This window comes from Paenibacillus jilunlii, from assembly GCF_900102965.1.
In the GTDB taxonomy this organism is placed as follows: domain Bacteria; phylum Bacillota; class Bacilli; order Paenibacillales; family Paenibacillaceae; genus Paenibacillus_AQ; species Paenibacillus_AQ jilunlii.
This window is the reverse complement of record NZ_FNGM01000006.1, coordinates 283814-299091: the sequence shown is the minus strand read 5'-3', so window position 1 is coordinate 299091 and position 15278 is coordinate 283814. Positions and strand designations below refer to the sequence as shown.

General features: G+C 55.0%; 8 protein-coding genes. All 8 read left to right on the top strand.

Annotated features, from left to right (window positions below):
* Positions 1–12: 12 nt before the first annotated feature.
* From BLQ82_RS13470 to BLQ82_RS13435, 8 genes are read left to right on the top strand one after another with little or no spacing between them, the layout of a single operon-like run.
* Positions 13–408, top strand: coding sequence for a PAAR domain-containing protein (locus BLQ82_RS13470; RefSeq protein ID WP_062521868.1), 396 nt, complete (start codon positions 13–15; stop codon positions 406–408).
* 3 nt (positions 409–411) lie between these two features.
* Entirely contained in the window at positions 412–807 is a 396-nt protein-coding gene (locus BLQ82_RS13465; protein ID WP_062521870.1) for a GPW/gp25 family protein, read from the top strand.
* Positions 807–4445, top strand: coding sequence for a putative baseplate assembly protein (locus BLQ82_RS13460; protein ID WP_062521872.1), 3639 nt, complete (start codon positions 807–809; stop codon positions 4443–4445). The genes BLQ82_RS13465 and BLQ82_RS13460 overlap by 1 nt, the downstream gene beginning before the upstream one ends.
* 56 nt (positions 4446–4501) lie before the next feature.
* A complete protein-coding gene (locus BLQ82_RS13455) occupies positions 4502–5374 on the top strand; it encodes a baseplate J/gp47 family protein (protein ID WP_062521874.1) in 873 nt (290 codons plus the stop codon).
* A complete protein-coding gene (locus BLQ82_RS13450) occupies positions 5371–6120 on the top strand; it encodes a phage tail protein (protein ID WP_062521876.1) in 750 nt (249 codons plus the stop codon). Before BLQ82_RS13455 ends, BLQ82_RS13450 begins: the two co-directional genes overlap by 4 nt.
* 27 nt (positions 6121–6147) lie before the next feature.
* Positions 6148–9000, top strand: coding sequence for a tail fiber domain-containing protein (locus BLQ82_RS13445; protein WP_074648216.1), 2853 nt, complete (start codon positions 6148–6150; stop codon positions 8998–9000).
* A gap of 15 nt (positions 9001–9015) precedes the next feature.
* Positions 9016–9201: a hypothetical protein gene (locus tag BLQ82_RS13440; protein WP_244280776.1), complete on the top strand. Its 186-nt coding sequence runs from the start codon at positions 9016–9018 to the stop codon at positions 9199–9201.
* Positions 9202–9238: 37 nt separating this feature from the next.
* A complete protein-coding gene (locus BLQ82_RS13435; protein ID WP_074648214.1) occupies positions 9239–15052 on the top strand; it encodes a tail fiber domain-containing protein in 5814 nt (1937 codons plus the stop codon).
* Positions 15053–15278 lie beyond the last annotated feature (226 nt).

The following is a 15278-nucleotide window of genomic DNA, read 5'->3' as shown; positions in this document are numbered from 1 at the left end:
AGGAGCTTCATTATGGGACAGCCTGCTGCGAAAAAAGGAGACCGCATTCTGGCCACCGATACGCATATCGTGATGCTTCCTGCCGGTCCTGCGCCCGTTCCGACGCCATTGCCCCATCCTTTTACGGGCATTCTGGACGGCGCGCTTAGCGCCAATGTCAAAATAATGGGGCAGCCGGCAGCTACAGTGGATTCCACAGCCACGAATACACCGGCACATGTTCCGCAGGGAGGCCCTTTTCAAAAGCCTCCGACCAATCAGGGGAAAATCATCGCCGGAAGCGCTAGCGTAAAAATCAACGGAAAAATGGCCGCCAGACACAGCGATCCGGCGCTGACATGCAATGATTCGGCCGACCTGCCGGTAGGCAAGGTGGTTGCGGCAGGAACGGTCTTAATAGGAGGCTGAATTATGGAAGTCGTAGATTTTTTGGGACGGGGCTGGAAATATCCCTTCGCCGTCCAGAGAGGGAACATCAATTCTTCAGATGGAGAAGATTCCATCCGGGAATCGATCCTCCTGATCCTTTCAACCGCCCGCGGCGAACGGGTCATGCGGCCGGATTTCGGCTGCAGGCTGAACGAGCTGGTGTTCTCGCCTAATACCATGAGCACCGCTACGCTGCTGCGAAGCTTTATTGAAGAAGCGCTGCAGAACTGGGAGCCGCGGATCGAAGTGGACGATATTACCGTCACACCGCGCTCCGACCAGTCTCAACTGGAGGTGTCCATTGACTATTCGATCAGGGCCAGCAACAGCAAATATAATCTGGTCTATCCATTCTTCCTTGAAAGCGTGGGGAAATAATGCCAAACAAAGTGCCTACCATTGACAAGCGGAATCAGGAACAGCTGGTTCCGGAGCTAAGACGCTTAATCTACCAATACTGCAGCAGGGAATGGACGGATCTGACGGAGCTGGAAGCAGACAAGAAGGCGGATGCTCTGGTCCATATTTTCACCCAAATGATGGGCAAAGTCATCGGCCGGCTGAACAAGGCGCCCGAGAAAAATTTCATATCCTTTCTGAATCTGATCGGCATTCATCCGACACCGCCCAGATCAGCCAAAGTCCCGCTGCTCTTTAAGCAGAAGCCTGATGCGGATACCGTCAGCACGATTCCGGCTGGGACCCGGGTATCCGCCCAGCCCGAGAATCAGGCAGAGGTGGTTTTTGAAACCGAAAAGGATTTGACGGTCATCCAGCCCCGGCTGGTCAGGGCCGTAAGCCTGGATCCCCAGGAAGACCAGTGGAGCAATCAGGATTATCTCTTTGCTGAGGAGCCCTCCGGCCAAAAGGCCAAATTGTTCAGAGGCGACTCGACGGTGGTTCACAGGCTGTACCTGGGACATTCGGAGCTGCTCGGGTTCGAAGAAGCGGGCAGCCGCTTGTCGGTTTATTTCAACAAGCCGGAAGCAGCTTTGGCTGTGGCTGCGGATACGCCAGGAGGGACCGGGGGTCTGCCCGATATGGACTGGTTCTGCTTCGATGAGGAGGGGAATACCGTACAGCTCTCGCCGTCAATGGCCGGGATTAAGGAGGATTCTGCCTGGAGGGCGGTGGTTCAGTTCGATCACCTGTCCGGAGTTCATGCGAAGACGATTGCCGGTTATGAGCAGGCGGAGCATATGCGGGAATGGTCCAATAAGTGGATATTTGCCGAGCTGAAGACACCCATTACCGCCGCCGCGCTGATGCCGGATATCGAAGATATCCGCTTGGAGCTTAAGCTGGTGAGCCCGGTGCCGCTGACGCCGGATATGGCGGTCAACAACGGCACTCCGCTGGATATGAGCAAGGATTATTATCCTTTTGGGGACAAGCCCAAGGTGAACGACACCTTCTATATCGCCTGCAGTGAAGCCTTCTCCAAACCGGGTTCCCGGATTACGCTGAAGATTGAGCTGTCTGATCCGGAAATCAGCAAGCTGCCGGATACCCCTTATGTGAGACTCGGCTGGGAGTACTGGAACGGCAAGGAATGGCTCGGTATCGGCAGCCTGGAAGAGACGCTGGACGGAGAAGCTGCGGCTGCAGCCGGCAGTACGCGCAGCAGCGCCTGCCTTACCGCCAGTGGAATGCTCAGCTTCCAGTGTCCGGGGATCAAGCCGCTGACGCTGAACGGGGAAGAGCGCTACTGGATCCGTGCCCGCATCACCGGCGGGAATTATGGCGAGGAAGCGAAATATGAATACCAGGATGAAGAGGTCAAGCTCGGGGAGGGAACCATCAAGGTAGCCCAGCTGAAGGTTACACAAGCAACCTATGCTCCGCCTTCCATCCGCAGGCTCAGCATTGCTTACAGCCATACGCTGGAGGGGCACCCGCAAACGGTGCTTACGGAGAATAATTTCAGCTTTGCGGACAAAACGGCTGCCTGTCTGGCGGAAGGGGAATATTTCAAACCCTTTTACCCTTGTGCAGAGCTTGAGCCTACGTTCTATCTGGGCTTTGACCGTGACATCAGCGATCTGCCGGTATCGCTCTTTTTTCCGTTAACCGGGGAACAGCTGAGGCGTCCGGTTGTGGCCTGGGAGTACTGGGACGGCAGAAGATGGCTGACGTTAAGTGTAAATGACGAGATCAGGGGCTTCACCCGCAGGGAGATTCTGCAGTTTGCCGTTCCAGCGGATATCGCTAAACGCCCGCTGTTCGGAACAGAGCAATATTGGATCCGTGCCCGGCTGGATGAGGGACGTTTTGAGATCTTTCCCCAGGTAGATGCCATCTTTGCTAATGCGGTATGGGCCCGCAATTCCAATTCGGTTGCCGGTGAGATTCCGGGCTCCAGCAACGGCGAAGAGAACCAGAGCTTCCAATTATCCAAGACGCCTGTGCTGCCTGGACAGAGCCTTCGGGTCCGGGAGGCACCGGGGCAAGGCGAGTGGGTGCTGTGGGAGGAAGTCGACACTTTTGCCTTGTCCGCCTCGGACGGAAGGCACTATATGCTGGACCGAAGCAGCGGGACGATCATCTTCGGGGACGGAAGGAACGGGATGATCCCGCCGACCGGGACCGACAACATCGAGTGCGATTATAAGTATGGCGGCGGAGCAGCCGGCAATGTTGCTGCAGGAGCGGTAACCAAGATATGGGACAGCTTCAGCTGGCTGGATTCGGTGACGAATCCGGTGGCGGCGGACGGCGGCTTTGACCAGGAGGCGGCGGAGCAGGCTCAAATCCGCGGGCCGCATACGCTGAAAAGCTGGGACAGAGGCGTTACCGCCGGGGACATAGAGTGGCTGGTGCGTGAGGCGATGCCCCAGATTGCCAAGGTGAAATGCCTGAGCGCCATGAACCGTGATCTGGAATTCGTCCCGGGCACAGCCACAATCATTGTGGTGCCGGAAACGGACGAGCCAAAGCCGGTCCCCAGTCAGGAACTGCTCAGTGAAATTGAAGCCTATCTGTGCGAACGCATCTCGGCGGCACTGGACACGAGCGACCCGGGAATTGAAGTAATCGGCCCGGATTATGTGCGGATCGGAGTGGAAGCCGCTGTAGCGTTCACCTCGGCAGAACAGCGGAAGGTGGCGGAGGGACGGATCATCGACAACCTGAAGCAGTTTTTTCATCCCCTCAATGGCGGAGACGGGGCTGCGGGCTGGGAGCTGGGACAGAACCTGTATATATCCGAGGTATATGCTGTGATCAAGAATACACCGGGTGTCGATTATGTATCCAGCATTGCCATCAAGGCTTCGGTGCAGTGCTTTACGGTAAGTCTTGAACCTTTGGAGAGCGGGCCTTATAAACCTTTGGCAGCTTACCCGAAATACAGTGCGGTCCGTTCTGACGACAATTCCATTCAATTTGCGCTTGCCGAGCGGGTTGAGCCCGGGAGCGAAGTGAAATCGCTGGTGCTTAAGGGGTTCAAGGAGAATGGAGTGATCAGGCTCCGCTACAGAACCTATGAGCCGGTCGGGCTGATCGTCGCATCCATCGACGGGGACATCCTGGAATGTCAGACGCTGGACGGGCAACCGCTGGAGCGGAGCTATCCTGAAGGCAGCGACCTTGAATATGACATCACCGATGATTTAACAGTCCGCACCTATATTCTTAACGGGCTGGCTTCAGGTGCTGTTTCGTTTTTTGTGAAAATCGCCGTGTTTGAGCCGAAGGATATTGTCTTCTTAAGCAAGACCGATGAGTATGTCAACACCACCCCGCTCAAGATCCATAGCATCCACTCGGACAATATCTTCCTTGAGGAGGACGAACTGATCTATGGCGGGACGCATCTGATTAATAAGCCGGAAGAGCACATCTTCCCATATCTTCTGGATAAGAACACAGGCCTGCTTCATGATTTGACCGGAACCACGGAAGACTGCCGGCTTGCAGCCATCCTCAAGGAGAACCGGAAGTTTCTGACCGGCCTTGGGGCTGCACCCGGGACGGCGGCACGGTGCCCTTATTGTTTTCCGGAGGAGCAGCCATAAGAAAATAACCTGTATAAGTTGAGCTTAAAGCTTATACAACAAAGGAGGAAGAACCCATGCCGCTTCCAGTACCCAACCTGGATGATCTTGGCTTTGATGAGCTAGTGGCGGATGCCAAAACGCTGATCCCGCTCTACGATCCGGATTGGACGAATTATAATCCCTCCGACCCCGGCATCACACTGATAGAGCTGTTTGCATGGTTCAGCGAAATGGTTCTCTACCGGATTGACCAGGTGACGGAAGAGAGCCAGCTGCAGTTTCTCAAGCTGCTGGGCGTTACTCTGGCAGAAGAGGAGGAGCTGACCAGCGGGATACGGCGCGGGGTGAAGCAGTTCTCGGAGTGCTACAGAGCCGTGACGGCGGCAGATTTCCAGCTGTTGGCCAAGCAGAGCCTGCTGGATATCCCGGGCATTCTGGACACGTATCCCGACCTTGCGGTGCGCACCCTCTGTCTCATTAACACAGATATGGAGAACGGCACCGGAGTGAACAAAGAGGCATTCGGCCATGTCTCTGTGGTATTGATTCTGCAGACGGATAACCAGAAGGACCTGCTGAGAGAAATGACGCAGATCAAGCAGAGCGTCAAAGCTTATCTGGACGCCCGCAAGCTGCTGACCACGCGTGTCCATGTGGTCGAGCCCGATTACCGGGATATCGTGATCGAGATGGTCGTTTCCGCCAAGGACAAAAGTATCGGCAGCACAGTTACCGGCAGCATTACGCGTTTTCTGGACCCGGTCAGCGGAGGAGAGCAAGGCCGGGGCTGGCTTCCGGGCCGAAAGCTGTACGCCTCTGATCTCTATCATCTCGTAGAAGGCATATCTGGAATCGACCATGTAACGAGTGTGGCGCTGGACTCTCCCGATCTGCTGCCGTTCCAGTTATTTAAGCTGAAAGACCTGAAAGTTGAGGTGGAATCGTGAGCAGCCAGAACGATTATAGCTATGTGCAGTACCTTCCAAGAGTGTTTCAGCAGAAAGCAGGGGAATCGGACGAACAATTTTTTCTGGGCCGGTTCCTGAAGGCCTTTGAAGCCATGCTCTCCGGTAAAACAGGAGCGGCCGGGAAAGAGTCGGTAGGGATTGAAGCACTGCTGGATGGAATGCATCAGTATTTTGATCCCGGCACGGCCCCTGCCCAGTTTCTGCCCTGGCTCGCAGGCTGGGTAGGACTGGAGCTTGCGGAAGGTGTGGAATATGACGGGGAACAGGACAACCGGGACTGTGCGCTTGCCCCTATGCAGATTCTCCCGCTTCCTGCGGCCCGCAGCACCGTCAACCGCAATCTGATCAGCAGCATTGTCCAGCTCTACAAAAAACGCGGAACGCTGGATGGGCTCGCGGAATATTTGCAGGTCTATGCGGGTGAAGAGGCCGCCATTCAGATCCATGATTACGAAGAGCCTGTCCGCTGCGGTATTGGGCAGCGTGTGGGAATTAATACAATGGTGGGGGCGGCAGAGCCGAGCTATTTCTCCGTTCATGTCATCCTTCCCGCATACAGCCGGAGCATCCTGCAGAACAAAGTGCAAATCCTGCAAGAGGTGATCCGGAAGGAAAAACCTTTTTACACCAATTCCAGCTTGAATATTGAAGTTCCGAAAATGTGCCTGGGAGTGTACGGACGTGTTGGAATGGAGACCTTGCTCGGGGGTATGACAGAGGATTAGAGAATAGAGAACGGAGGCAAGTGAATCATGGGGAAAAAATTTGAAAGAATGCGTTACTTTGACGGGCTCTTCCTGAATGCGGAGGATTATAAGCTGGACCAGGACTTTTACTTGCGCCTGCAGCGGCTGCATAACCGCTATCTGCATACCTGGGGCATTGTCTGCGGGCTGAAGGTGCTCCCTGTGCTGGATCCGGGAGAATACATGAAGGTTAAGATAGCCGATGGCCTGGCTTTGAATCAGGTAGTGATTGAAGATGCAGCCGCTAAGAAGAAAGAGAGCATCAGCCAGGAAATCCTCATCTACGAGGGACATCCCGACAATCCGGTGGACCTGTCCGAGTATAACGCCAACGAAACCATCTATATTTGGGTCAGCTATGAAGAGATGGACACTGACCGCAATATTGAACGGGGCCAGGGCGAGAAGATTCACATCTGGGAGCGGGGGCGGATCAGCCACGGTACCAAGAAGCCTGACAGCTCAGAACATATTGTTCTGGCCCGGATTGTCCCGCGCAAGGACAGCAATGGAATCGTAATCGACAGCGCATGTATCTTCGACTATGACAGTGACGCGGCCCGCACGCCGCTCCGGACCTACGCTGGTGCAGCAGGCAAAAAGATGGTTACAGAGAAGCTGATTATCAAAGCAAAAAGTGATGACAGCATCGACAACATGGAGCTGAATGAAGAAACGCTGGCTGCTATGCCTTCGGTATACACGCTCCAGGAAGGCAAGGTGCTGGAGGTCAGGGCACCTGAGACCCGTTTTACCGGGGCGCTCAACATCGCCGGAGATTTAACGCTTCAGGGTGAGCTTATTCTGCAGAGCAAGGATAAATCGCAGAGTGAAATGCGGATCATGAACAGCTTCGTGGAGGTCAACAGTCCCAACACGGATGATCCGGATTATGAGTTTCCGGGACCGCGGGATGGCGGGCTTGAGGTCTACCGGGGGGACGGCGGCATTCATGATGCACGGATCGTGTGGGTGGAGGCGGATCAATGCTTCAAGGCCGGTCTTGGCACCGATCTCAAAAAAATTGCCTATGGCAACGAGTGGGACAGCCTGATCAAGAATGAGTTCGCCGACCTGCTGCACAGGCACAGCAGGCTGTCGTCACCGGGCGGAGCGTCGGTTAGCTTTAACAGTTCGGGCAAGCTGTTCAGCGATGCGGATCTGGCGCTGAGGGACGGGACAACCTTATGGCTTAAGGGGACGAACCCGGACACGATTGACAGCTCGCATGGTCTTGGCTGGTTCGGCGCAGGGAAGCCTTTTGCCGCATCTGAGGTGGACGGGCCTGTATTATTCGGGAACAGCGGCGGTGTTCTGGGCACCAGAACGGCCAACGGCGACGGTTCACGGACCGACCGGCCGGTTCTCTCCTGGAATAAGGCCGGATATGTCGGAATCGGCCCCCGGAAGGCGCTGGAGGATTCCCTGGATGTCGATGGCAGCCTGCGTATCCTCAGCGGCAGGAACCCTGTCCGCTTCACCTCTGCGTGGTCGGGATTTCCCGACAATCAGATTAACGGTGCAGAGATCAGCAATGATATCACCGATCATAAAGCACTGATGATTGTGGGCAACCAGTCAGCCGGACAAGGAAGAAAGGTTGCGATCTGGGACCGCCTCGATGTGAACGGATTTCTGTACGTGAACGGTAAAATGCAGGCGGCCCAGGAAATCATTCCAAGTGCAGGCAAAGGCGAGCACAACGGCATCATCTTCCCGGCGAATCCGGGCGGCGGCGGTGCAGACCTGGCGTGGATCAAATATTATCCCCGAATCGGCGAGGATTGCACACTGGAGATTGGCACCTCCAATGATGCCAATGACCACATCTCGCTGAATGCTTCCGGCAATGTAGGCATTGGAACGCTGACTCCGGCAGATAAGCTGGATGTGGCCGGGGAGCTGCGTGTCCTGAGCGGCAAGAATCCGATCCGGTTCACCTCGGCCTGGTCGGGATTCCCGGATCAGGCCCATAATCAGGCGGAGATCAGCAATGATACCACCACCTACAAATCCTTGATGCTGATCGGCAACTCGTCCTCCCCGGACGGCAAACGGAAGGTTGCGGTCTGGGATCAGCTGGATGTGAACGGATTCCTGCAGGTGAACGGCAGCGCCCGCATTACAGGGGATCTGCAGATCACAGGAAGCATCAAGACCGATGTGTTCAACTTTGACGGGCGGTTCAAAAAGCTGGATGTAGCAGATAATTTTGCCGCGTATGTACGCTGTGCCGACTTCTACATCGGTTATTCCGGACGCCGCGGAGCTCCCGGCAGAGCCCTGGTGGATAATGGAAGCCATCTGGTGCTCAATTACGGCAATGACTGGTCATACGCTTCGGTTCACAGCAGCCTTGAAGTGAAAAATGCCCTATTACCCAGTGCGGGCAGCGGCAATAACGGGATTATCTTCCCTTCCGATCCCGGCGGCGGCAGCGGCGACTCAGCTTGGATCAAGTTCTACCCGACCAGCGGGGAAAACTGCGTGCTGGATATCGGTGTATCCAATGACGCCGGGGACCGCATTTATCTTCATGCCAGCGGCGGGGTCTATGCCAACGGCAGCATGTATTGGTGGTCCTCACGCGAGCTGAAGGACAACATCGCCGATATTCCTGTCAAAGAAGCGAAGCAGCTGCTCGACGGGCTGAACCCGGTTTCTTTTAAATACAAAGGAAGCACCAAGGAAAGAACGCTTGGTTTTATCGCTGAAGAGGTGCCGGCCGTTCTGGCCGACCCCGACCAGCGGGCCATCAGCGGGATGGATATCATCGCCGTTCTGACCAGTGTAATGAAAGACCAGCAGAAGGCTATAGCCAGAATGCAAAAACAAATCGCAACCCTGCAGGGTGCCTAAAAATTGGAGGATGAAATGATGAAAGAACAATTGGAAGCGCGCATGAAGGAACTGAAGGCAGAACTCGAATCCGGCCGGCAAATGATGCAGGAGCTGGATGAGAAACGCAGCAATCTGGGGTATGCCATGACACGGATCAGCGGGGCCATCCAGGTGCTGGAGGAATTGTCTGCCGGCGAAGAGGAGTCCGTTCAAGACTGAATAAGCTGTAACTATGAAAGCCGGGAGGAGTGGGATTGTGCCAAAGGATATGAAACGCATGAATTATTTCAACGGGCTGCTGCTTAAGGAAGAGGACTTGACACTGGATCAGAATTATCATAAGCGCGCCCGCGGGCTGCATAACCGTTATTTCCACAACTGGGGAGTTGTAACCGGACTTAAGGTCAATCCAAAGGAGCTGGTCAAAGTAGAGATTGATCCGGGGTTTGCCCTGAACCGGATCACGGACCCGGACAACAATGAAGAGACCAGCCAGGAAATTCTGGTCAGCGACACCCATCCGGCGAGGGTGCTGGATCTGTCCGGATACAGCACCTCGGATCAGATCTATATTTCAGTCAGCTACAAGGAAGAGCTGGCAGACGCCGACCTCCTCAAGGGGGGCGGGAATAAAATTCATGTGTGGGAAAAAGCGGAGATTAAAGCCAGTTCACAGAAGCCTAAGGATGTGCGCAAGGACATCCTGTTAGGCCGTGTAACCCTGAAGCATAATCAGGACGGAGCGCTTAGCATCGACCAGATTTATGATACGGACGTGGACGGAACGCTACTAGTAACCAGAGCCATAGGCGGAGAAACGCTTAAAGCTGATAAAATTATTGTCGGATCCAAGGATGATCCGGACCAGCCATTCTTGAGCAACTCCGTCAAAGAGGATGGGAAAGAGGGAAATAAGCTCAATGTTCACGCTGCCTTGACTGAATTTACGGGCAATCTGAGGACCGGAGCAATCAGCTCCTATGGAGCCATGGATGTAAACGGCGAGTTTTCTGTCACTGCCGGCAGTGAGCAGGTATTCAAAGTTAATGATACCGGGGACGTGGATATGTCGGGTTCCGTAGCCGTAGCCGGACCCTTCTCTGCCAAAAGCGGGATTGATGTCAGCGGAGGCATGGCTATACTGGATGTGCCTCAGGTCATGGTGGGCGGAAATATGGTTACGCTCAACAAAAATGCCAGTAAGGAAAACAATAGCGGTTTTGAAATCATCCGCAAGGACCAGCCCAGCGCCAAGCTCCTGTGGGATGAAAAGAGCAAAGGGTGGATGATTGGAACCGATATGAAAGAGGGGGACGCGGCTAGCGGCATGTTCCATGTCGCCTATGGAGCAGAGTGGGAGCAGCTGCATGGCGGCTCGCTTGCCGACAGCCTGCATACCCACAGTCAGCTGCATTCGGCGGACGGGAAGCCGGCTCTCCGCACTGATAAGCAGGGGAATGTCCAGATTGACCAGACACTGACCGTGTCAGGAAGCCTGGTGTCCAAGCAGGGCGGGCTGGAAGTCTTCCGGGGAGAGACACTGCCTAATGCCAAGATTGCCTGGAACGAGGCGACGAAGTCCTGGCAGACCGGTACGGCAAACGGAGACATGACGGATATCCCGGACGGGAAGCAGTGGGAAGAGCTGACCGGCGGAACTGGCAACGCGGATGCCCTGCATACCCACAGACAATTCCATAATGAGGATAAAAGCCTGCTGGCTCTGGAGATTGGCGCTGACGGAAATGTGAGTATTCCGCATGAGCTGATGGTCGGTGAGACGCTTACGGTCAACAAGCTGATTGTCAGGGAAGAAGAGGTAGTCATCAAGAAAGTGGAGCAGGAGGTTGCGGACAGCTTCCTGACCGTGAACAAGGGAGAAAATGATGCAGTACTTGGCAGCAAAGGGGGCCTGGATGTATACCGGGGCATCCAGAATCCGAATGCCCGCATGGAATGGAACGAGGCGGAGCGCAAGTGGAAAATCGGGCTCGAAGGCAGCATGTCCGACATTCCGTATGGAAGCAAATGGGATTCGCTGACGAACGGCTCGCTGGCCGATGCGGCCCACAAGCACAGTGCGCTGAGCACACCGTCAGGCGGAACGATCCTCTCCGCCGATGACCAGGGGAAGGTGTCTGCCTCCGGGAGCCTTGAGATTGGCGGAACCCTGAAGGGCAAGGGCAATGCTGAGCTCAAGGCTGATCTGAATGTGGGCGGCTCTGCTACCATCGAGGGCAACCTGACGGTAAAGGGCAAGACCACCTATGTGGACAAAGTAGATATGGTTGTCGTCAGCAACCGGATTGAGCTGAACAAATTCGAAGGCAACAGCTCCACCTTGAACCAGAGCAGCATTGACGTCTACCGGGGGAAGCTGAATCCGAGCGCCAGGCTGGTCTGGAGCGAGACGGACGGCAGATGGAAGCTGGGGCTGGGAGATGAGCTGTCCAATATTGCGTACGGCAGCAATTGGGATGCGCTGACCGGAGGGGTTAGCTCGGATGCGGATGGCCTGCACCGGCATAACTCTCTAAGTGACAGCAAGGGCAACACTGTAATCCAGGCAACCGCCAAAGGCGATATCGAGATTACGAACAGCGCAGAGGTACAGGGAACACTTACTGTCGACAATGGCGCGGATATCAGCGGCGGGCTGGCGGTGCAAGGTCTGCTTAAGGTCGACGGCAACCTGATTGTCAAAGGCACCACGACTACCGTTGAACGTGAAGATCTGGTCGTTACCAATAATGTAATCGAGATTAACAAGTTCAAAGGCGGGACTCCACCTGCGAATGAGAGCGGGATTGAGGTCTACCGGGGTGAATCGCAGCCTGCAGCCAGAATTATCTGGAATGAGAATGAACGCAAATGGAAGGTTGGCATAGGCAGCGCTCTGGAAAATATCGCAAGCGGCAGCTCCTGGGACAAGCTGACACAAATGGCGAGTGCGGATTCCCTGCACATCCACAGCCAGATTTACAATCCGCAGACCGATATACTGGCACTAAGCGCGAGTGCCGAGGGGGATGTGGATGTCCATCATGATCTGTCAGTCGGCAGCAATCTTACTGTGGCCGGAAATCTAGAAGTCCGGGGGACTTCTGCCAGCATCACTACGGACGAACTGGACATCGGCAGTCCATGGGTCACGGTCAATAAGGATGGCGATGAGGTTTCTTCACTTTCCGGCGGGGGTTTGGAAATCTACCGGGGACTGAACCAGCCTGCTGCCAAGATTTCCTGGGACGAGACTAAGGATGAGTGGCAGCTTGCAACGCCTACAGAACCTGCCGCAATGGTCGTTGATACATCAGGTAATGTCAATGTATCCGGCGGACTGAAGGCTGCTAACGCCAGTGTCCTTGGTGCGGTGACCGCTGCCAGTGCAGCTATTGCCGGAACGGTGACCGTTGGTGACGGACTTGAGGTCCTCCAGGGAACGGAGACGAGCGCACAGATCAAATGGGCGAAGGACCGCTGGAAGCTGGGGACCGCAGGTAAGGCTGTACTCAGCCTGACCCGCAGCGGCAAAGTAGGGGTAGGTACAGATAATCCCACTGAAGTTCTGGATGTGGCCGGCAAGGCTATTTTCCGGACAGAGGCGGAAATCGCCGGAGCAGCAACATTTTCGGGCAAGGTCACTGCCCATGGCGAGGCGACCTTCGAGGAAGATGCTGCGTTTAACAAGGCGATTCATGCGGCAGACCTTGCGGTAAGCAAAAATGCAGTCGTGGCCGGTAATGTGGTTGCGGGCGGCTTCGAGGCCCCGCGCGGGCTGGACAGCAGCGGCCAGGAATTGCCGAATGCACGGATCTTCTGGAACAATGTGCAGAAGGCCTGGTTCTATGGCGACGGAGTTACGCTCTCGGAATTCGGCACGGGCAAAGGCGGCCAGAACAAGCTCTACAACGCGCTTGGTGATACGATTGCCTTGTTCGCGGATTCGGAAGGCAGAGTAGGAATCGGAACCAATACGCCGCTGGCACTTATGGATGTCAAGATTAAGGGAGGGCTAACGGCTTTTAGCGTAACCGGAGCAGGGAATGTCGGTATCGGGACATATGATCCGAAATCCAAGCTTGATGTTCAGGGCGACACAGCGGTTACGGGAACCCTCACTGCGGTTAATGCCGTCATCTCCAAGGATCTCACCGTAACAGGCAATCTGACTGTGAACGGCGATACAGTGACGATTAATGCAGCCACACTGGAAGTCGAAGACAACATTATTCGAGTCAACAAGTATGCACCCCAAGCAACGCCGGTTGTCAAAAATGCCGGGCTGGAGGTATTCCGCGGCGGGACCGCGCTCCCAGCCCAACTGCTCTGGGATGAAACTGCCGATGAATGGCAGGCCGGTGTCCCGAATGCACTGAAGGCTATTGAGTTCAAAGGCCATACCCATCCGGAGTTCGCCGAATTGTCCGGCGCATTTACCGTGGATTCCGGCAATATCGGGATCGGCACCCCGTCGCCTGCCGCCAAGCTGGATGTCAACGGCAATGTGGCCGTTTCCGGCAAGCTGACCGCCGTCGACGCCGCTGCCAGCGGAACCTTAACGGCCAAGGATGCCGCAGTTACCGGAACACTGACTGCTAAGGATGTGGCTGTGAACGGTACGGCAGCATTTAAGGATGCAGCAGTCAGCGGTGCATTGACGGCGAAGGATGCAGCAGTCAGCGGTACCTTGACCGCAAAGGATGCAGCTATCAGCGGCAGCCTTACCCTCGGCCAAGGCATTGCCGTCGAAAGGGGAGCAGATCCGAAAGCGCAGATTCTCTGGGACGAATCTACGGATACCTGGCAGGTTGGGGTAGCCGGAAGTATGAAGCAGCTTTCGTACAGCGGCCACACCCATCCGGAACTGACGGCTCTGACCGGTGTGCTGAAGATAGCCTCCGGAAATCTCGGGATTGGCACGGCAACACCAACCGCTAAGCTGGATGTGAACGGCAACGCGATAGTCTCTGGTAAATTGACCGTCGTCGACACAGCCATCAGCGGAACTTTAACCGCCAAAGACGCAAGCGTCAGCGGCAGCCTTACCCTCAGCCAGGGGATTGAAGTGGGCAGAGGGGCAGATCCGAAAGCACAAATTTTGTGGAATGAAGCTTTGGATGAGTGGCAGGTTGGCATAGCAGGCAGCCTGAAGCAGCTTGCCTACAGCGGCCATACGCACCAGGAGCTTGCAGACCTGACTGCAGTGCTGAAGATTGCTTCAGGCAATATCGGAATTGGCACCAGTACACCGGCTGCCAAGCTCGACGTGAACGGCAATGCGGCAGTGTCCGGGAAGCTGACCGTGGCCGATGCGGCACTAAGCGGCACATTGACAGCAAAGGATGCAGCACTAACCGGAGTTCTGACCGTGAAGGATGCGACTCTTAGTGGAACTTTGACGGTTCTAAATGCGGCAGTTACCGCCGCGCTGACAGCGAAAGACGCTGCGGTTAGCAATAAACTGACCGTGAAGGATGCTGTAATCAGCGGCAGTCTGGCGGTTAGCCAAGGCATTGAAGTCAGCCGCGGAACGGACAAAAAAGCCCGGATTGCCTGGGATGCATCTAACAATGTATGGCAAGCCGGAATTGAAGACAATTTGCAGACTCTAGTCTGCAAGGATGACGTCTATGATGAGCTGATTCAGGTAGCAGGCGCGGTGACTGTGGACTCCAGCAGCAATGTAGGGATCGGCAAAACCCCAACCGACAATTACAAGCTGGACGTGAACGGCAACCTGCGGGCGACCAATTTCGCCCAGACCTCTTCCAGAACCTTCAAGGAGAACATCGCCAGCCTTCCGGTGAAAAAAGCTCTGGAGCTGCTGAACAGGCTGAAGCCCGTTACCTTCAACTACAAAGCGGAAAATGCCAAGAAACAGAATATCGGCTTCATCGCCGAGGACGTTCCGCAAATCTTCTCGACCTCGGATCATAAGTCCGTTGTCCTAATGGATATTATCGCTGTGCTGACTACCGTTGTGCAGAAGCAGCAGAAGGAAGCCCAGGATATGCGGAAGCAGGTGAATGAACTTCAGACTCAGGTAACAGCTCTCGCAGGCGCATAACCGAAAGGCGCTTGTAAGAGGCGGAATAAGCAGTTCCTTCAGCTATAGAGCTGTGGGGGCTGCTTTGTTTTTTCAATAATATAGTAATTCAAGCTGTAAAAACATGCGAATCACTTGAAAATTTTCGCGCTGGGGTGAATGTTGATGAAATGAGAGGTAAAAGTACCTTTGAATTAGCCACAGGCAGGAAAAATGGCGAAATGAGAGGTAAAAGTACCTTTGAATT